The following is an 18269-nucleotide window of genomic DNA, read 5'->3' as shown; positions in this document are numbered from 1 at the left end:
ATCATTGTTTCTAAAAAAAGATTTCATCAGAGTGTCACAATCCCGCTGCTCACCGGTACCTGAAGTGTCCTCGCAGTTCAAACACTTCCCAAACAGGAACTTTCCAATGACCAAATCAGCTTTCAGCCGCTTTCCTCTTAACCGTTTCTTCAAAGTATTAAGCTTACTAGTCGCCGCAGAATGCTTCATCGCCAACTCCTTCACCGGACCAAGCGCTGCCCTGGCCGCTCCCTCTAGTTTAGCCGCTGAGTACGAAGAGTGGGGCCTGGAACCGCCGACGAACTCCAACAAGTCGGACGGACGAGCCGAACAAGGCAAACCACTTCCCAAGCCACAGACTCAACCAACCACGCAAAACCCGCAAGTGCCAGCAGCCCTGGCCGAACCCTTCGCTCAAGCTTCCGTCCTCATCCTGATTGTGATGGACGACGATACAGAACTGGTCACCCTCGGTTGGATCGTCGACAAAGAACGCGGCATCGTGATGACGCACGGACACCTGCTGGACAAAGCCAAGCTCATCTTTGTCGGATATCCACAACTCCCCAGAGAGGGCAAGGAAGGCACGATGACAGGCTCACCGGCAGTCCTGATGCAGTACCAAACCAAAATGGATATCGCTTACCTTCAAGTTGAGAATCCAATCCCTGCCTCGCTGCCTGCTCTGCACGTCGCCGTAGATCGCCCCGCACCCGTAGCGGCAGAAAAAAGCTACGAACACCAATCACAAAAACCAGTTCCAGTAGCCAATCCCCTAGTCGGCAATTGGTTCCTCAACGATGCCATCAACGGATACCAAGTGGCGATCCAAGTAAGATTCGACGCCAATGGACAATTCCAGATGAGTATGACCAGCATCGATGCGGCCGGTAATCGCGAGCAAGAAGCTTGGGTCGGCAACTACAAGATCCAGGGCAACAAGCTTTTGATGCAAACCAATGAAGGCCCGCAGCAAGCTGAGTTCGTATTCGAGAAAGGTTTCCTCTGCGTGACACTGGCATCCAACAATGTCACTTTCTGGTTCCAACGTGCTTAGACGAAATCATGACCATGTCTGTCACCCACTGCCCTGCTTGCAATTCTCAAAATATTAACACCGCTCAGTTCTGCGGCAACTGTGGCGCATCGCTGATTCCAGTCAAAGCCGCTGGCGCTCAGACCGCGACCAACGTCAGCAGCGGCGGCCTAGGGCAGACGATCAACGCCAACTCCACATCCAATGAACAGTGGCATGAGAAAGCGGGATTGGTGGTCCTATAGCCGCCGTCGACCCTGCATCCCATATTGACTCGCATCATTTGGATACGTACTCATCCACTTCAACAACATCGAGTATAAGTTCGACTTCATCCGCAGTCGATACATCATCATCCAGCTCAACTTCCATTGATACCAGTTCCAGCGATGACGCATCGGTTTGATATGTGGTAACCGTTCACGCCTCGATCATGCAAGCCACAAAAACACGAGCCATTTAGCCGCTGGGCGATAGCCCCGGTTGTCCGGAGAGACGCCACAAAAACCGGGGCTATCGCCCTGCGGCGGATCGAGGTGCGAACGGTTACGCTATGTGTGACCATTAGGCTCATGTCCATACAAAAAATACACCCATGAACCAGTTTGAGCAAATTGATTTCCCATCATGTCGGAGCTACTAAAGGTGGAGGACACTGATCTAGAATTGAAAACCAGAAGCGCCAATCGAAAACTCGGACTAGGCATCGGCATCCCAACCATCGCTTTTGGTTGTTATCTTTTGTACGATCGGCTGTGGCTGACATTAAAGAACGGCGTTACTTCACAACGAGCAGGCGACTTCGTTCGCGCAGACGAGCCAAATTCGTTCCTGCTTTACGTGGCCATAGATTCCCTCCAAGCTTTCATGGTTGTCGGCTTCGGCCTACTCATTCTCTATACTTTCTTGAGAACCAATACGACACGATCGAGTTAATGTGCTGTTATAAATTCGTTCCTATATTGCTGGCGGGAGGATCATTCGCTAGATCAATCTGCAAAGGAACGCCATCCCATTCGACTAACAACTGCCCACGTTTATGATCTTCTTCATCAACCAACCGTACGCGGCTCTGCGGCTGATGAAACGTCCACTCGCCATTGCATCGATCAAGGCATACCAACCCATCACGACGCGCATAAAATTTGTCATGAATATAGAACCACAGGCCAGTAGGGAAGGCACCTAGAAAAGTGACGCTGTCTCCCAGAACCCTGCGATGGACACATTTCCCAGAAGCAACTTCATTGACCGAAACCCGTAGATATTGGTACTGAGTGGCTCCGCCCTGAACCACTGCGTTTTCAATGACGGTCTCCATCGCGGTCCCATCTTCGCGTTTCCATGGAAACCGCTGAACTCGCTTGGCAATCGGTGCCCAATAAGGATGCCAGCGGGCCGTCCCATAAACTAGAGCCCAGATCCAAACGCCAATGATCCCAATGAATACATAGGGACTCCGAACTCCTAACCAAATGGCCAAAGCAATGGCTAGGCCCAGCACGGCGGCAGCCCCGGCGACCAGCAGTATTGTCCGAAGTAAATGCTTTAAAATTTCCATGGCTCACGGTTCACCCGATGCTTGGCAGAGCTGGTCGTTGTTTGCCAGCCGGAAACGACTTGACTAGAATAAGCGTATCGAATCTAGACCTGGAAGACAGTATGACCACGCAATTAGAATTTGGTTCCCCTTTAGCTCCACCGCTGCCGATACACCGGTTTTCAGTGGAACAATATCATCTATTGGGAGAACTGGGGGTCCTTACCCCCGAGGATAAAGTAGAGCTACTGGAAGGATGGATCGTTGAAAAAATGAACCAGCGACCGATACATGGATTCTTGGTTGGACTTTTGTCCGAATGGTTTCAGAGCAGATTACCTCAGGGCTTTATCGTAAGGTGTCAACTACCAATCACTACCCCGCGGAGTGAACCTGAACCCGACATTGCCATCGTGACGGGTACCCATCAAGACTTTCGTGATTCACATCCAACGGGCAAGGACTGCCGATTGATTATCGAAGTTGCAGATACCTCCCTTGAAAAAGACCGCGCCAAGGCGGCCATCTATCACTCGGCGGGAGTCGAAGAATATTGGGTTGTCAACGTCGGCTCGCAAAGCATCGAGCAGTATCGTTTTTCCGAATCACCAGAATTAAAGCCCCCAACGGTCTTTTTCTTAGATTCGCAAATGCCGATCCGCCTTTCGGACGCGGAACTAGCATTGGATCTGCGGCTAATTTTTTCGTAACTCATGCAGTCTGGGGTGCTCAAGCCCTCTAAAACCCCGGCTTTTCTTGGCATAAACGGTTTTTCTAAGCTTTTTTCAAAAGCGCTGTCACAGTCCGCGAATTGGGCTGTATGGAAGGTGGCTAGTTAAGCCAAACAGTCAATAACCAGCTTCCACAAGGAAACCAAATCATGTCGTTCGTCAAAAACTGCTTCTTCGCTCTTGCTCTTGGATTCGCCGCTCATCAGTCCAGCTACGCTCAAATGGCCCCCATCGCCTATGTCGAACAAATCGCTAACTACTATCAGCAACAAGCCAACGCCGCAGGTCAAGACGCCATCAACAGCTATCGCCAACAAACTGGCGACTGGTCCACACCCGACCAACAAGTACTCGATTACCTGATCTATCAATCACGTCAACAAAACCCAGCCTGGTACGCCGACCTGCAACAACGCGAAGCGAACTTCCAACAACAACAAAGCCAATACGTCGCCAACAGCAACTCCATTCTCGATGGTATGTTCAACGGATACATGCAACGCTCGCAGTGGCAATACCAAGGCCATCAAGACTACATCCGTGAAAACATTTGGGAACGTGGCTTGTACACCGGCAACGACGGCAGCACCTACGAACTGCCCTACTACCAACCTTACCAATCCTACGAAGCCAACGATGGCTCCCAGTTCTACCAAGATGGCTGGGGCAACTACTATCAATATGATAACGCCGGATGGGGTGGGCAGATCTACGGATTCGGAGGCTACTAAGCTAGTCGAACCCAAACCCAACAAGCAAGAATCGCATTCCTCCGCTGCGAAGGAATGCGATTTTTCGTTTTACAGCAGCTTAGAATAGGCGTCTGACTGAAAGCTGCGCGAGCTATCACTCGGCCATCAAGGCAGCGAGCTTGTCCTTCACCGCTTCGGCCCAGATTTCATAGCCCTTGGCCGATGGATGCAAAGCATCGCTCATCACATCCCTGGGGATGTTACCTTCTGAATCCAAGAACACCTGGCTGATATCCATATAGTGAACTTTCTGACCATCATGCAACTTGGCAATCGTTTGATTGATTTCTGCTATCTTCGTTCGCACTCCGTCACCAGCAGCACCGCGAGGGAAAATCGCGAGCAGCAGAATCTTGGCTTTTGGAAAACGCTTCTGCAGTTCAAGCACCACGGCTCCCACCCCTTCGGAGATTTCCGCAGCCGTATGACCACCTGTGTTATTCGTGCCAATCATGAGCATGACCGCTCGAGGCTCGAAACCTTCGCCTTCCCCGTTCTGCAAACGGTATAACACGCCTTGCGTTGTATCCCCAGAGATTCCGAAGTTAGCGACTTTCCAATGTCCAAAGTGCTTATCGAAAACTGGCTTGCCTGCGAACGGCCCATCGGTATTGCGCCAAAAATCGGTAATCGAGTCGCCCATGAACAGCAGCTCTGCATCACCTTGCTTGGCTACCGCCACGTTCGCCTGATGTTTCTGACGAAAGAACGGAGCCAAGCTCGGAACAATCGCCGGATTGGGTTTGGGAGGTTGGACTCCCACCAAAGCAGGGTACTCAGCTACGATCGCCTTGGTCTGGGCATCTGCCGATTCGATAAAGCGGTTCATCGCTTCTTCTACGACCTTGATTTCCGCTAGCGTAGGTCGCTTGATACGAACTGCCTCCGGGACATCTGCTCCACCGGGCGTTGTCCATCGCGGTTGCGACTGAGCAGGTTCTGCGAGTGGCGATTTCTGAGCACTTGGATCGCCCGTTGGTGGAGGAGCCTGATCTTGTGTTGCCGGCGCGCCGATAAACTCGTTCAACACAGGCTTGAGCGCATCGGCCCAAACTTGATAAGACTTCTCCGTAAAATGTAAACCATCTTCCGACATACCAGGCAGCAACACGCCTGCCTCGTCCGCTAATCGATCATTGATATTGATAAAGCGCACTTGCTTCTCAGCCGCTAGCTTGGCAAGTTCTTCGTTGATCGCTTTGATGCTTGCCGCCAATTCTCGATTCTGGCTGCGAGGGAACACACCCGTCAACACGATCTTCGATGCGGGCGACTTCTCTTGAAATAACTGGATCAACGACGCAATCCCCGCGACAACTTCCTGCTCCTTCGCTTTATCCGCTCGACCATTCCAAGGCAGATTATTGGTTCCCGCTTGCAGCACAAACACTTTCGGCGATACGCCTTCCAACTCACCGTTTTGCATCCGCCATAGAATGTTCTGCGTCGTGTCCCCACCCCAACCAAAATTGGCAGCGTTCCAACCAAAGAAGTTCTGCTTCCAATTGCTTAAGAACTGCGGATAGTCCGTTGCACCCCAGCGACGCGTGATCGAATCACCGACAAAGTAAACATCGATCTTGCCTTGCTTGGCTTTTTCGATCAACTGTTGATGAGCCAAAATTGAATTGGGGTCGTTTCGCGGGATCGCACTCGTCGGTGCAGCATTCTCCCGAGCTGGCTCTGCTGGAGCCGGAGGTTCAGTTTGAGGAGGCGTGTCGTCGTAGTTTGCGGCGGGTCGACCGTACATCCGATCGGCCCAGCGAATAAAGTGAACGACATTTGGTTCGTCGGTGTGCCCTCCGTCATGTTGACGCCAGGCAAGATGTCCATCAAGCATATCAACATTCACTCCTGGCATCTTTTCCGTCTTGTAATCGTCGCTGCGTCCAAGATCCTTGGCACCCAACAATCGGAATACTGGCTGAGCTGCAATAGCCGCCATGAAGCTGCCTTGATGATCCAGCCAATGGGCATCGCCGCGTTCTGGGATGCCATGGCTAATAAACGTCAATCGCGGCGCGCACAATGCCAATGTCATGTGAGAATCAACTGGCAGATCATTGGCTGTCCGGCTGCCAAAACTCGACTCTTCCGCCGAATACTTGATGTAGTTGCCCGCCATCCAATGGTAAGAGCCCGAGCCCGCCAGGTTCTCCAAACTCTCTCCAAAGTTGCGTCGATACAACTTCGTTCCACCAGCTCCCGACGAAGCAATCAAACCCATTCCGAATCGTTCATCAAACGCCATCGCCACCAAGGCAGCTTTGCCATAGCGTGATACACCGGCGATACCAACTTTCTTGGCATCCACTGCAGGCAACGTTTCGAAGTAATCCAAGGCCCGCGATGCTCCCCACCCCCACGCTCGCAAGGAACCCCATTGATCTGGCTGGCGTGGTTGCCCTTTGTTGGTCAAACCAATAATGCCACGCGTTAAGCCTGCCCCTGTCGGTTTGACTTCTTCATTCGCATTCGTATTCCGTCCAAATCCGCCTCGTCCAAACCCGCCAGCATCGTCCTGAATCGAAGATGGGTTGATCGTCGCCAAGCCCCAACCGGCCGCGATCAATTTGTCCTCGCGCGATGCTGGCCGAGGTCCAGCCTGCCCACCGCGACCACCTGGCCCACCACGCCCCCCAAAATTGAACGTGGAAGGTTCGAATGGAGTCCTGCCAAACGACATCAATACCGGCACTGGTCCATTAGTCTCTTTGGGCAATGTTAACGACATCGAGATATTCACCATAATCTCTGGGCAAGCGGAGTTATCTACTACGCCCACGATGTGCTGTTGAATAGCCTTCTGCCCTCCTGCATCAATCTCACGCGTTTGCCGAACTTCCCATTTCACAACCGGAACATTCTCAGGCACACGACCATAAACTTCCCTTTCCAATAGCTCCACAATTTCAGGCCGACGCTGCTGCAACCATTGCTGCGACGTCGTCACCCGCTGACCGTCGGACATCTTCATTAACTCGGGCAAATCTGGATAAGGATTCGCTTTGGCCTCGTCATAGTTGGCTACGTTCGGCGAACTTTCATCACTGCTGCGCCCGGGTCGCAACTTTTCGATGCCTAATTGCTCACGCATATTTTGGTGGTCTTGCTGAGTTGTAAAAACAACGGGCTCCGCTCCTGCACCGGCCAACGTGTCTGCTCCCGCCACTGCAGACTCTTGTCCCAAAGCAATCGGAACCGTAAGACAAGCCTGGAACAACCCAATCAACAATAAACGTTTTGAAATTAAGAGAGACATGCTGGACAACTTTTGCCTATGGAAGAGGATCCGTACTAGAAGCGAACTCACCGCGTTATTCTATAAACAATGGCTCAAGCGATGTGTTCCGCTTTGAAAAATTTGGCCGGTGCGAACCCAGCCCTCGTTTTCCCTAACCAATCAAGGCAGGGCAAGTCAGTTTTTCAGTCTGCACGATTAGCCGGAATGCGTTAGCATCGGTTCTCGTGGAAACCGTGAGCTAACGCTCAACGGCTGATTGACCTGGATTCAAAAAATGACCTGCCCTAACCAATCAAGGCAGCTCGTAGCACTTCCGACCGGGTTGACCTATAATCGAACCGTCAAATATTTCCTCACGATGTTTTGCAGCCCAACGGCATCCCTCCAGAACAGCTTCTTCCATGAGCGACCCAAAACATCCTTCGCAACCGGAACGCAACTCGCCTTCCGAACCAACTGCGGTCAACCAATCGGCGACGGCTCACTATCAAAGCCCCATGCATGGCCCTGCTGCCCCCACCCCTTCGCCTTCGCCGCACCGCCAGCCAGATCCGCCGCGACGCCGACAAGAAGAGGAACTTACGCGACTGCTGAATCTTGACCCAGATACCAATTCAAGCGACAAACTCGGCTGCATGGATAGCTACACGCTGCTGAACATTGTGGGTGCTGGCGGCATGGGCATCGTCGCTCGCGCCTTTGACAAGTCGCTTCACCGTAACGTGGCGATCAAGGTCATGTCCGACCGATTGGCTCGTAACGAACGCTCGCGCAAACGTTTTCTCCGCGAAGCTCGTACGGCCGCAAGCATCAATCATCCCAATGTCGTTACCATTCACGCGGTCAACGATCGAAACGATGTACCTTATCTGGTCATGGAATATGTCGAAGGCAAAACGCTGCATGATCGGATTCGAAATTCCGCTCCGATGGCGATCGAAGATGTACTGCGAATCGGTGCCCAAATCGCGGAAGGTCTCGCGGCCGCTCACCGCTGCGGCATCATCCATCGCGATGTCAAACCGGGAAATGTACTGCTAGAGAACAGCGTAGAACGCGTCAAACTTACCGACTTTGGACTGGCGCGAGTCATCGTCGAAAATTCCGACATCACAAGCATTGATGACGTTGTCGGCACTCCAGCTTATATGTCGCCCGAGCAGGTCGACGGACGCGAACTGACGCCTAAAAGCGACTTGTTTAGTTTGGGATGTGTACTCTATGCCATGATCGCTGGACGCAGCCCATTCTATGGACCAACTTCGCTAGTATGCGCCCAACGTGTCAAAGAACTGACCCCCACTGCGCTGCATCAAATCGATCCCACCATTCCAGACGAACTCGAGCAACTAGTCTTTCAACTTCTAGCGAAATCACCCGGTGATCGCCCCGACTCCGCCAACGAAGTGGCCCAACTCTTGATTGATTGGGCAGCCAACTCCAACTTTTCCAACAGCCATCGGATCAAGAAGAAGCTTACCGGAACACAGAAGAAAAAAACAAAGACGGTCTCATGGCTCGCCAGTTCCTTGATCGGATTATCTGCGGTGGCTGTCATTGCATACTTTGCAATCTCGCGTCCGTCTCGCATTCAATCTGCCATCGGCCTGCCCATCGACTTAGCCGCCGATCCCATGGCCGATGGAACGATCTATGTCAGCTCCGATAATGGCGAAGCATCTTCGCTACGAACTGCGCTGGCCATCGCCAAACCCAACATCACGATCGAACTCGGCCCTGGCATCTACACAGGCCCCTTTGAAGTATTCGACGGCCAGCGACTATCGGGACTGACCATTATCGGACAGCCCGGTGCCATCCTCCATGGCTCTGGCGACGCACCAGTCCTTCGGATTTCAAATGTCGCTCATGTAAAGATCTCGAACTTGCGTTTTGAGACTGGTCCCAGGCAAATCGGTATCAATATCTCAGGCCATTGCCCCGGCACTCAACTCGAACGACTCGAATTGATTGCGATCTCTCCGCAGCAAACGTCAGTGGAATGCATACGATTCGATTTAGGAGCCAGCGGAACTGCTGAGGCTCCGATCACGACCACCGACTGCCAGATCAGCGGCGGCGGCGTGGGCATCGTCATCGGCTCACACGACGCACAAGAGCCACCAGTTCGTTTTGTCCGTGTTAACGACTGTCGCATCGCTGCCTGCAGTATCGATTACGGTATCCCTTTTGTAATACAAGGACCAGTCCGTGACGTTGAGGTCGAAAACAATTTGCTGTATCGTGGCCTGGGCGGGCTAAGCTTAAGATTTGACATCGCAAACCAAATAGAACGAGTTCGATTTCGCGCAAACTCCTTGTGCCAAGTCGCTAACGCCTTTTTCTTTAACGACTCCCCTACTCTTCAAGATATCCGAGTCGAAAACAATGTCGTAGCTTTATCTAATTCGACGAGCACCATATCCGGTTCGACCGATCGTTACCAAGCTTGGTTCGCTGGCAACCAATGGCTAGCGAATATCACTCCGTCGGACCCGATGATTCTTCGCACCTTTGAACAGTTACCACTGACCAGCGTTCTATCGACCGACGCGGACTCCGCAGACTTCATGAAGCCCAGCCCCATGTCCGCAAAATTCCTGCGTGGAAAGCCCTTCAACTCTAATTAACAACCAGCTCAAACCATCACCACGAACAGCACCACGATGAGTCAATATTCTCTGCACGCGATGTACGCGGCTCAACTCGCCAGTCCTGAAAAATCATTGAATATGGCACCAGCCATGTACGCCCAGAATGCGATGTACGCCCACGCTGCCATGTACTCTCCGCAACAGATGCTTATCGCTCAAGCGATGTATATGTCCCAAATGATGTATACCAAGCAATCCGCCTATGCCGATCCAACGAACTTAGTTCCCACGGCAACCTGCGACCGTCTCCAACAAGCTGATCGCCCCTTGAAGATTGCTCATATCAACGCCGCATTGATTCCTGCAGGTATTGAAAACTGGCTCGCCGCGCTGTGTAAATACGCAGACCCGAAAAAGCTGCAGTTCATTCGCACCGTGGTACTCACCGATTGGGTCGATCATCGCCAAGTCGAACGACTGGGTATGCCGATCGAAGTTGGCGGCAAGGAAAGCGTGATTGCCGTGGCCAAGGAATGTGACGTACTGCTGATCTCCGACCCAGGCCTGCAGTCGTCGATGATTGCCGAATGGATCAATTCGGCCAAGCCGACATTGACCGTTTTTGTTGCCCATGGTGACGGCCATTACACCGCCTCCCGCATGGCTGGCATCGGACCAGCGGTCGATCATGTGGTTGCAGTCACCGATCACGTTCGCAAAACCGTCTGTAAAGGCTGGCCTGTCAGCGTGATCCTCAATGGCGTCGACCCTCAACGATTGGTACGCACCAAACCGCGCCAGCGATGTCGCAGCGAAGTTGGATTTACTAGCCAAGATTTCGTAGTTGGTTTCGTCGGTAGATTCAGCGATGAAAAGAATCCGCAGTTGATCCTCGATGCCGTCGCCAGTTTACCGCCGAATGTCAAAGTGCTCTTCGTCGGACATGGCCATCTGCGAACTCAACTGATTGAACATGCGATTCAAAAGCTACCGGGCCGCTTCAGCTTCGTTGACGACCGCGACCACCTCGGCGATCTCTATGCCGCGATGGATACTCTCGTCATGCCATCGGCTCTCGAAGGCTACGGGCTAGTCGCAATGGAAGCGATGCTGTGTGGCGTACCGGTCATTGCCACTAACTATGGCATGATCGCTGACCTTGTGGAAGATGCTGTGCATGGCTTGATCGTCCAGCCTACTGCGAATTCGATCGCTCAAGCCATCCACAAACTTCAAATGTCACCCAGCCTTCGCCGCAGCCTTGTGAATCACGGTCATCTGCTTGCAGAACAAAGTGGCTACGCAAGCACGATGGCCAAACAGTATGAAGACTTGCTGCATAAGTTGTGGTCCGAGCAACGCAACGCGCTGGCAGAAAGGGCCAGTTAACCATGCCCATTGGAAGCTATGCGGCAATTCCAACAATCGCTGCGGAAATGATCGCGAGAAAGCCTCGACGGATCCTGGACCTAGGCATGGGTTTTGGCATGCTGGGTGCCACCGCGCGACAATGGATCGATCTGGGTGTTCAACCCTGGAAGACTTTTATCGTGGGCGTCGAAGTGTGGAGCGAATATCGCAACCCGACGTGGCAATTGTATGACATGATCTTCAACCAAACCATCGAACAGTTTGTGGCTCATCATCAAGAAACATATGACATGGTTTTGTTAGGAGATGTGATTGAACACTTTGACGACGACACGGCAAGTTTTGTACTGCAGGCGGTCCAACCATTGGTCGCATGCGATGGATGTTGTGTGGTCATAACCCCTGCGATGACAATGGCTCAAGGCCCCGCACACGGCAATCCTTACGAGACGCATCGCTCTGTATGGAGTGCCCAGCGGCTATCCAGTTTAGGCTTCCGGATCTTGCTCAGCGAACAGGACACACAACTTCCGCCAGCAGTTCCCACCGTGGTTGCCCTCTGGAAACCGACTTGCAATTAAGTACTCATTGACATCCAGTCCACGGACAGCATGCGCTACATCACTTCACCTGCCTTCGCTTAATCTGTCGCCTATTTCGTTTAACCGCGTGCCCATCGGGCCGCGTCACGACCTACCGACGTAGGCCGGAACAAGTAAAGCCTACCCAGCCGGAACTGCGTCCGCATGAAACCAGCCAACATCACTAACCCTGTCAGACATTGAATGATTGGCTTTACGAAGTTCCGGCAAGAACAAACGCGGGGCGATGCCCAACGCGGTTTAACGAAACCTTCAACAAATTTTACGCAATTTTCCGCTCCCCCCTTCTCTCTCTCTCTCTCTCTCTCTCTCTCTCTCTGTACAATGACAAAAATCTTCTAAAAAGCTTCGCTTGTGCAGGGTAGAACGCATGGCAAAGAGCATCCTTCTCCTCGGATTACTGGTATTGGTCCAGGCGTTACCGTCCAGCGGCCAAGAGATCCCTCAGCCGCCGAAAACGCCGACTGTTGATTTCACGTTTGACTGCGAAGTCTCGCAGTCCAATAGCGAAGTCGTCATGAGTCCCTTTTTTCTCGGCAAAGTTGATTTCAAAGCCGATGCGAAATGCTTTATCAAAATCAAGAATACATCGGGACAACCACTATCGCTGAAAGAAGTCAGCGCCAGTTGCAAGTGCACCGACATCCAAGTGCCAAAAGAAGTGGTACCTGACGGCGGATTCAGCTATGCATTGATCAAATTCCCAGCAGAGCGTTTCCGTGATGGAAGTGGGATTTCGACCACTATCCATTGCGAAGGCAAGGTCACACGGCTGGAATTCATCTTTAGCGGAAAACTATTGAATGTCGTTGCGTTCAAGTCGCGATCGGTAACTTTGGAAGCACAAGAGCAGCCCGATGCGTCGCGAGCCTTCGACTTCGAAATCCCCTTGAAGATTACGGATGATGTCGACCTGCGGACAGTTCAATTGGAATATGATGCGACCTTGCCCATTGTTGATTCTAAGATTTTACTCTCGGATCAACAGCCTGTGGCGCGTCTGTGGGTCAACCAGCAACTGATCCAGAACGAACCGATCCTTGGCGAGATGCGACTCTTTACCAAAGACAATCCGCGCAAAGAGAAACTGACGGTTATTCTGGCTAGGAAGCGGCCATTTTCCGTTTCCCCTAGCCTGCTATCTTTTGCTACCGATCCAGAGACTGGAAAAAAGTACGCAACCGCTTTCCTACGACTCAACCACGGCAAATCCAAAGCGGACGACTCGGCAGAGATCCAATTGCTCCAGATCTACGACGAATCGAAAACATTCCAGATTGAGACCAAACGCATTACCAGCGGGATCTATCGATTGGAAATATCGGCACGTGATCCGAAAGCGGCGATAACTTCCCGTTCAATCGACATCATCATCGAGACTTCGGATCGCGTCTTTGAACACACTTTGGATTTGGATTTGTAGTCGACTGTTTGTTCTAACCGTGGGTCTCGGCCCTAAACTTCTCGAAGGAGACCGCTATGCGTACTTTCATTGGGTTATCGCTTCTGGCAGCGTCAGCTATGTGCAGCACCTCAAAGGCTGACTGGTGCTATATTAACGTGCCTTTCAATTGTCAGGACATTGCTCCGACGTGTGCAACCAGCGAGCCGGATGACATGAGATTAGAACGATGCTCAGGAATTGACCCTGGATACACCTGCGGCTGGTTATACAAATCTAAAACGACTAACGAGGTCCGTGACGCTCAGCAAGCAAATAGCGATTTAGGCGGATTGAATGAACGCGACAAGGCCGACACTCCTCCGATTTATTGTGGCTTAAAGCAACGTTGCCGGTGCGAACCGTTCGGTAACAATCATCCTCAAATTCTTCATTGCCGGCCAGTCCCACTTGCTGTCGAACCGGCAAACATTGATGAGCATATCCCGCAAGGGCATCCCTGGTGCGGGGACTACAACGGCGGTGGTGATAATGGCGGTGGCTACGGCAATGGTTATGGCGGCATCTACGGTGACGGCTATGGTGGCTAGTGTCACAATGCGGTTCGACTAGCGAGGTCTCCCAGACGAGATTTACTACTTCGCAGAGCAACGGGACATGAACGACTTCACAAACAAGGAACTGCTCTCTAAGGGGGGCGTTAACATGACGAAAAAGATCCTAGCTTACTCTATCTATTTGCTTTCCTTGTTGCAAGCGTCTGCCTCGCACTGTCGCGGCCAAGATGCCTTCAGCTTGACGGAAGCCGCCCTGCTCAGTCGACTGGAGTTTAAGAACGCCGAAGTCATCTGCAACGTGAGAATTATCGCAGCACCAGACGATCCAAAACGAACTGATCTTGAAGAAGAATACACTTCTACCATGCGGTTGTTGATCAATTACGAAACAGAGCGATGCTTGATGGTTAAACTGGAAGAAAAGTATGTGGGCGTGGAACGTAAGCAATCAAGCTACCTAACCTACTGCTTGTTTCGCGATGGCAAAGGAGTGATGGATCCGACTCCGTATACGGATTCGCACCGTCCTGGCGTCTTTTGGGAGGTTCTAGCCGAGAGCATGATTCCTCGTATTGAATACTACGGACTGGCTCATGCACTGGGAGAGTATTCACACTCGTCGCCCATTGATTTTTGCAATGAGCAGATCGACCTACACCGGCGATTAAAGACGCGGTCCAAGGAGCAGCCTACCTTGCAGACCTTCCCGGATGGAACCATCCGTGTTTTGTCCGGATCGCAGGTAGAGGACGGGATGTTCGGCACTATCTTTTATAGCCCCGGTTTTGTGTTACCTACAAAGTCCAACATATTCCAACGAAAAAATGGCGAAAACAGAGTCTATCTGACGCATAGAAATACGCTTGAGAAGGTTGCTGGCTTCTGCCGAACCCGAAAAATGGAGACCGAAACAATGGCTCGAATCATAGACCGTGACACAGGAATCGAAGAGCCTGGCCACGAGTTGCATGTCACCGAATTCCAGTGGCTTCAATTCAACGCCGAAGAACTTCAGTGGCCCGATGAAGCCGCCGTGCTCGAAAGCGAAACCAGCATGCGTAAGTTCTTGGAGCAGAAGTAATCGCGGATTTAAATATACTTCTCGCCCATCGCCACCACCGGAAAGCTTAGGGCAGCGCTAGCTTCAAGGTAAATCCTGGGACTGAAGCTGTTCACGCAGAGGCGCAAAGCTCGCCAAGTCTGCACCACTTACTTCTTTGCGAGCTTCGCGCCTTTGCGCGATATACTATCGACAGATGGAGACACGTACCTAGGAAAGCAGTTTCGCAGATGGTGATAAGTGAGAAGGGTCTTTTTAAAGGAACGATTCAACGATGGTAAAGTACTTTTGGAACGGACTGCTCCTCTCCTTCGCTTTGATTCTTTGCCTTACTAGCGCATCGGGCCAAGATTGGTTTAGTATGTATGAAGCAGCAAACCTGAGCCGACTTGAGTTTAAGAATGCCGAAGTGATCTGCGCAACAACTAGCATCCAATCACCCGACGAGACGCAACAAACGGACTTGGAAGAAGAATACACCTCGACCATGCGACTCTTGCTCGACTATGATGCCCAACGATGCTTGATGGTGAACCTTGAGCAATGGCATGTCGGTCCGGAGCGTAAGCTTTCAAGCTCACTCACCTACTGCGTTTTTCAGGACGGTAAAGGCTTGATGGACCCTACGCCCTATTCCGCTCCACTTCGCCCCGGAATCTTTTGGGAGATACTTACCACGAGCATGATTCCTCGCATTGAGTACTTAGGACTGTCTGATCGCTCCGATGCATTTTCGAATCTAGCCCCAGATGCATACTGCAAGCAACGAATCGAGAATGTCCGGAAAACAGTCGCTCAACAGCAAGTGAAGCCGACGTCACGAAATCGTGCAGGCAGCATTCAGTTCATCTTCGGAGACGCATCCAAGACAAATACTTCAGTACGGAATTACACAATCCGAACTTTATTGTGCCGACGAAGTATTCAGTTTTTGAGCGCAAAGATGGTGTGAATGTTCTACTCAAAAGCCAATCGAATACGCTGGAGAACGTCGACGGATTTTGTCGTACGAGAAAGATTGAATCAGAAAGGGCGTCAATGTCCCCGAATCCTTTGACCGGCAAAGACGAACCAGTGCAAGTGATAAGTATTACGGAATTGCTTTGGCTTCAATTCAACGCCGAAGAACTTCAGTGGCCCGATGAAGCCGCCGTGCTCAAAAGCGAAACCAGCATGCGTAAGTTCATGGAGCAGAAGTAATCATGCACCTAAACACACTTTCCGCCCATCGCCACCACCGGAAAGCTTAGGGCAGCGCTAGCTTCAAGGTAAATCCTGGGACTGAAGCTGTTCACGCAGAGGCGCAAAGCTCGCCAAGTCTGCACCTCTTATTTCTTTGCGAGCTTCGCGCCTTTGCGTGATATACTATCGACAAATGGAGACACGTACCTAGGAAAATAGTTTCGCAGGCGGTGATGAGTGAGAAGGGTCTTTTTAAAGGAACGATTCAACGATGGTAAAGTACTTTTGGAAAGGACTGTTCCTCTCCTTCGCTTTGATTCTTTGCCTTACTAGCGCATCGGGCCAAGATGAATTGAGCTTAATGGAAGCCGCCCTGCTCAGTCGACTGGAGTTTAAGAATGCCGAGGTCATCGTCAACAGCACAGGAATCACAGCGCCGGATGATCCGAGCTTGACTCAGTTAGAAAGCGAGAATCAAGCGACCATGCGATTGGTCATCGATTATGAAGCGGAACGCTGCTTGATGGTAAAACTGGTAAAGCGATATAAAGGTCCAGAACGAAAACTTACTTCATACTCCTCCTATTTGGTATTCAGAGACGGACACGGTAGCATGACTCCAGCCAACTACGATCCGCAAAGAATGTCGAAGGCGAACTTCTGGGAATGCCTTGCCGACACGGAAACTCCGCGAGTCGAACATATCGGCGTTGATGGGCTTGGAGACTCACTCAGTCGCGTTCCGCCCGCAGAGTACGTAGACCAGTCAATTGAATTTCAAAAGCAACAATCGCTGCGCACGGACGTCAAGCGAACGCTACAAAAGCTCGCCGATGGTACGGTCCGTATCGTTGAGGGCTCAGAATCCGACGACGGAATGTTCATGATTACTTGGTACTCACCTCATTATGTCCTGCCCGTACGCACGACGCTTTTTAAACGCGCCGAAGGTGTCAACAAAGTCTATCGGAAGGTTGAGAGCGAATTGGAGAACGCACATGGTTTTTGCCGTATTAAGCGCATCAATCGCGAGACATCATGGATGCGGCAGGAGCTCAGCTCTGGCATTCATCATCCGGTGCAATCGATTGGTATCGAGGAATTCCAGTGGCTTCAATTCAACGCTAAAGAACTTCAGTGGCCCGATGAAGCCGCCGTGCTCAGAAGCGAAACAAGCATGCGCAAGTTCTTGGAGCAATAGCCGTCATGACTGCAGCAGACGCTTGGCTAAACCTTCATTGACGGCAGCATAGTACGACTTAGCTTTACCCGTCCAAGGGTAGAATAGATTGAAGTACAAAATAAACCAAATCGCTTCGACGCCGTCGATCCAACCGATCTTTTTGCCTTCTTCGTAAGTCCGCCCGTAGTACGAAATGGGCACTTCGTAAGTTCTTGCATTGGTCTTGCAAATGGCCGCTGTGATTTCAACTTCCATACCGAATCCTCGGCTTTGCAATTTCAACGGCTTGAGCACTTCTCGACGAAAGGCTTTATAGCACGTCTCAATGTCGGACATGTTGCGGTTGGTGAGTATGTTCGATAGAAATGTAAGCGACTTGTTGGCCAGATAGTGGTAGAAGTACAAAACTCTGGCAGCTTTCTTGACCATAAAGCGGCTGCCGTAGACGACGTCAGCTTGGTCATTCAAGATGGGTTGCACGAGATCGATGATTTCATTTGGATCATATTCCAGATCCGCATCCTGAATCACCGCGACATCTCCCGAGAACAGTTCGATGGCTTGTCGGATGGCGGCCGTTTTGCCTTGGTTCTTCGGTTGCGTGTAGACTTGGATGTTCGCGAATCTTGCTGCATAGTCGTCCAAGACCACGGCCGTCTGATCGGTTGAAGCGTCGTTGACGACGATGATTTCCAGCTCCCCCAATTGCAAGGCGAGCACACGATCAAGCACTTGGCCGATTGTCTTTTCTTCGTTGTAAGCAGGAATCAGAATGGAGATTTTCAAGGCTGTAGGCCGTCGATCGGAAGTAAATGAAGTGAGAAAGCCCTTAGTTTACAACAATACGCCTCCAGACGAATCGGGGCTCAAGCAGATTTGTTCGGCCGCATGCGATTTTCTAGAGTTGAGCTAACCCCCTTTGCCGTATCTTCGGTCTGTTGGATTTCAAAGAGCAATATCACTGACCGTAGGGCACCTCAATGAGCCAAATGAGATATGCTGTTGAGCATATTGGCCAGAAAGCGACTGCAATGCA

Annotated in this window: 17 protein-coding genes; 13 read left to right on the top strand and 4 right to left on the bottom strand. The window is 51.4% G+C overall.

The features are described 5' to 3' along the window. Nucleotides 1-106 precede the first annotated feature (106 nt). Together SH302x_RS27475 and SH302x_RS27470 are read left to right on the top strand one after the other, a co-directional pair. Complete coding sequence (locus tag SH302x_RS27475; RefSeq protein ID WP_479366350.1) at nt 107-1036, top strand: lipocalin-like domain-containing protein; 930 nt, start codon at nt 107-109, stop codon at nt 1034-1036. 14 nt (nt 1037-1050) lie between these two features. Continuing rightward, nucleotides 1051-1260: a zinc-ribbon domain-containing protein gene (locus SH302x_RS27470; protein WP_479366349.1), complete on the top strand. Its 210-nt coding sequence runs from the start codon at nt 1051-1053 to the stop codon at nt 1258-1260. Here SH302x_RS27470 and SH302x_RS27465 read toward each other — a convergent pair. Both SH302x_RS27465 and SH302x_RS27460 read right to left on the bottom strand, forming a co-directional pair. Beyond that, the gene (locus SH302x_RS27465) at nt 1255-1413 is read right to left on the bottom strand and encodes a hypothetical protein (RefSeq protein ID WP_479366348.1); all 159 of its coding nucleotides are present in this window, start codon (nt 1411-1413) and stop codon (nt 1255-1257) included. The genes SH302x_RS27470 and SH302x_RS27465 overlap by 6 nt on opposite strands. A 545-nt stretch (nt 1414-1958) precedes the next feature. After that, on the bottom strand, nt 1959-2576 hold the full coding sequence (locus SH302x_RS27460) for a hypothetical protein (RefSeq protein WP_479366347.1): 618 nt from the start codon (nt 2574-2576) through the stop codon (nt 1959-1961). Nucleotides 2577-2677: 101 nt separating this feature from the next. On the opposite strand from SH302x_RS27460, the gene SH302x_RS27455 reads away from it, so the two are divergent. Both SH302x_RS27455 and SH302x_RS27450 read left to right on the top strand, forming a co-directional pair. Further along, nucleotides 2678-3265, top strand: coding sequence for a Uma2 family endonuclease (locus SH302x_RS27455; protein WP_479366346.1), 588 nt, complete (start codon nt 2678-2680; stop codon nt 3263-3265). Between the two features lie 170 nt (nt 3266-3435). After that, the gene (locus tag SH302x_RS27450) at nt 3436-4017 is read left to right on the top strand and encodes a hypothetical protein (protein ID WP_479366345.1); all 582 of its coding nucleotides are present in this window, start codon (nt 3436-3438) and stop codon (nt 4015-4017) included. 115 nt (nt 4018-4132) lie between these two features. On the opposite strand, the gene SH302x_RS27445 is transcribed toward SH302x_RS27450, so the two are convergent. Continuing rightward, nucleotides 4133-7300, bottom strand: coding sequence for a GDSL-type esterase/lipase family protein (locus SH302x_RS27445; RefSeq protein WP_479366344.1), 3168 nt, complete (start codon nt 7298-7300; stop codon nt 4133-4135). A gap of 383 nt (nt 7301-7683) precedes the next feature. Here SH302x_RS27445 and SH302x_RS27440 point away from each other — a divergent pair, with 383 nt between their 5' ends. The 9 genes from SH302x_RS27440 (at nt 7684) to SH302x_RS27400 (ending at nt 17251) form a co-directional block, all read left to right on the top strand. After that, nucleotides 7684-9912 carry a serine/threonine-protein kinase gene (locus tag SH302x_RS27440; RefSeq protein ID WP_479366342.1) on the top strand — a complete coding sequence of 743 codons (2229 nt, stop codon included), beginning with the start codon at nt 7684-7686 and terminating at the stop codon, nt 9910-9912. A gap of 36 nt (nt 9913-9948) precedes the next feature. After that, nucleotides 9949-11265, top strand: a complete 1317-nt coding sequence (locus SH302x_RS27435; RefSeq protein WP_479366341.1) for a glycosyltransferase family 4 protein — start codon at nt 9949-9951, stop codon at nt 11263-11265. A 2-nt stretch (nt 11266-11267) separates the two neighbouring features. Beyond that, nucleotides 11268-11828: a class I SAM-dependent methyltransferase gene (locus SH302x_RS27430; protein WP_479366340.1), complete on the top strand. Its 561-nt coding sequence runs from the start codon at nt 11268-11270 to the stop codon at nt 11826-11828. Between the two features lie 391 nt (nt 11829-12219). Beyond that, nucleotides 12220-13272 carry a DUF1573 domain-containing protein gene (locus SH302x_RS27425; protein ID WP_479366338.1) on the top strand — a complete coding sequence of 351 codons (1053 nt, stop codon included), beginning with the start codon at nt 12220-12222 and terminating at the stop codon, nt 13270-13272. A gap of 56 nt (nt 13273-13328) precedes the next feature. After that, nucleotides 13329-13841 carry a hypothetical protein gene (locus SH302x_RS27420; protein ID WP_479366337.1) on the top strand — a complete coding sequence of 171 codons (513 nt, stop codon included), beginning with the start codon at nt 13329-13331 and terminating at the stop codon, nt 13839-13841. A gap of 67 nt (nt 13842-13908) precedes the next feature. After that, nucleotides 13909-14889, top strand: a complete 981-nt coding sequence (locus tag SH302x_RS27415) for a hypothetical protein (RefSeq protein WP_479366336.1) — start codon at nt 13909-13911, stop codon at nt 14887-14889. A 253-nt stretch (nt 14890-15142) separates the two neighbouring features. Then, nucleotides 15143-15820: a hypothetical protein gene (locus SH302x_RS27410; protein ID WP_479366334.1), complete on the top strand. Its 678-nt coding sequence runs from the start codon at nt 15143-15145 to the stop codon at nt 15818-15820. Between the two features lie 86 nt (nt 15821-15906). After that, nucleotides 15907-16068, top strand: a complete 162-nt coding sequence (locus tag SH302x_RS27405) for a hypothetical protein (RefSeq protein WP_479366333.1) — start codon at nt 15907-15909, stop codon at nt 16066-16068. A gap of 253 nt (nt 16069-16321) precedes the next feature. Then, nucleotides 16322-17251 carry a hypothetical protein gene (locus SH302x_RS27400; protein ID WP_479366331.1) on the top strand — a complete coding sequence of 310 codons (930 nt, stop codon included), beginning with the start codon at nt 16322-16324 and terminating at the stop codon, nt 17249-17251. A 3-nt stretch (nt 17252-17254) separates the two neighbouring features. Here SH302x_RS27400 and SH302x_RS27395 read toward each other — a convergent pair whose 3' ends face one another. Then, entirely contained in the window at nt 17255-18019 is a 765-nt protein-coding gene (locus SH302x_RS27395) for a glycosyltransferase family 2 protein (RefSeq protein WP_479366330.1), read from the bottom strand. Nucleotides 18020-18269: the final 250 nt, after the last annotated feature.

The sequence above is a fragment of the Njordella calcicola genome, from assembly GCF_056494125.1.
This window is presented reverse-complemented; position numbering and strand designations above follow the sequence as displayed.

What these genes read in the sequence shown, in the direction of transcription:
- SH302x_RS27410 (WP_479366334.1), top strand. Translation starts at nt 15,143, where the DNA reads ATGGTAAAGTACTTTTGGAACGGACTGCTCCTCTCCTTCGCTTTGATT.
- SH302x_RS27455 (WP_479366346.1), top strand. Translation starts at nt 2,678, where the DNA reads ATGACCACGCAATTAGAATTTGGTTCCCCTTTAGCTCCACCGCTGCCG.
- SH302x_RS27430 (WP_479366340.1), top strand. Translation starts at nt 11,268, where the DNA reads ATGCCCATTGGAAGCTATGCGGCAATTCCAACAATCGCTGCGGAAATG.
- SH302x_RS27400 (WP_479366331.1), top strand. Translation starts at nt 16,322, where the DNA reads ATGGTAAAGTACTTTTGGAAAGGACTGTTCCTCTCCTTCGCTTTGATT.
- SH302x_RS27415 (WP_479366336.1), top strand. Translation starts at nt 13,909, where the DNA reads ATGAACGACTTCACAAACAAGGAACTGCTCTCTAAGGGGGGCGTTAAC.
- SH302x_RS27465 (WP_479366348.1), bottom strand. Translation starts at nt 1,413, where the DNA reads ATGCGTCATCGCTGGAACTGGTATCAATGGAAGTTGAGCTGGATGATG.
- SH302x_RS27435 (WP_479366341.1), top strand. Translation starts at nt 9,949, where the DNA reads ATGAGTCAATATTCTCTGCACGCGATGTACGCGGCTCAACTCGCCAGT.
- SH302x_RS27420 (WP_479366337.1), top strand. Translation starts at nt 13,329, where the DNA reads ATGCGTACTTTCATTGGGTTATCGCTTCTGGCAGCGTCAGCTATGTGC.
- SH302x_RS27405 (WP_479366333.1), top strand. Translation starts at nt 15,907, where the DNA reads ATGTCCCCGAATCCTTTGACCGGCAAAGACGAACCAGTGCAAGTGATA.
- SH302x_RS27440 (WP_479366342.1), top strand. Translation starts at nt 7,684, where the DNA reads ATGAGCGACCCAAAACATCCTTCGCAACCGGAACGCAACTCGCCTTCC.
- SH302x_RS27475 (WP_479366350.1), top strand. Translation starts at nt 107, where the DNA reads ATGACCAAATCAGCTTTCAGCCGCTTTCCTCTTAACCGTTTCTTCAAA.
- SH302x_RS27460 (WP_479366347.1), bottom strand. Translation starts at nt 2,576, where the DNA reads ATGGAAATTTTAAAGCATTTACTTCGGACAATACTGCTGGTCGCCGGG.
- SH302x_RS27470 (WP_479366349.1), top strand. Translation starts at nt 1,051, where the DNA reads ATGTCTGTCACCCACTGCCCTGCTTGCAATTCTCAAAATATTAACACC.
- SH302x_RS27445 (WP_479366344.1), bottom strand. Translation starts at nt 7,300, where the DNA reads ATGTCTCTCTTAATTTCAAAACGTTTATTGTTGATTGGGTTGTTCCAG.
- SH302x_RS27425 (WP_479366338.1), top strand. Translation starts at nt 12,220, where the DNA reads ATGGCAAAGAGCATCCTTCTCCTCGGATTACTGGTATTGGTCCAGGCG.
- SH302x_RS27450 (WP_479366345.1), top strand. Translation starts at nt 3,436, where the DNA reads ATGTCGTTCGTCAAAAACTGCTTCTTCGCTCTTGCTCTTGGATTCGCC.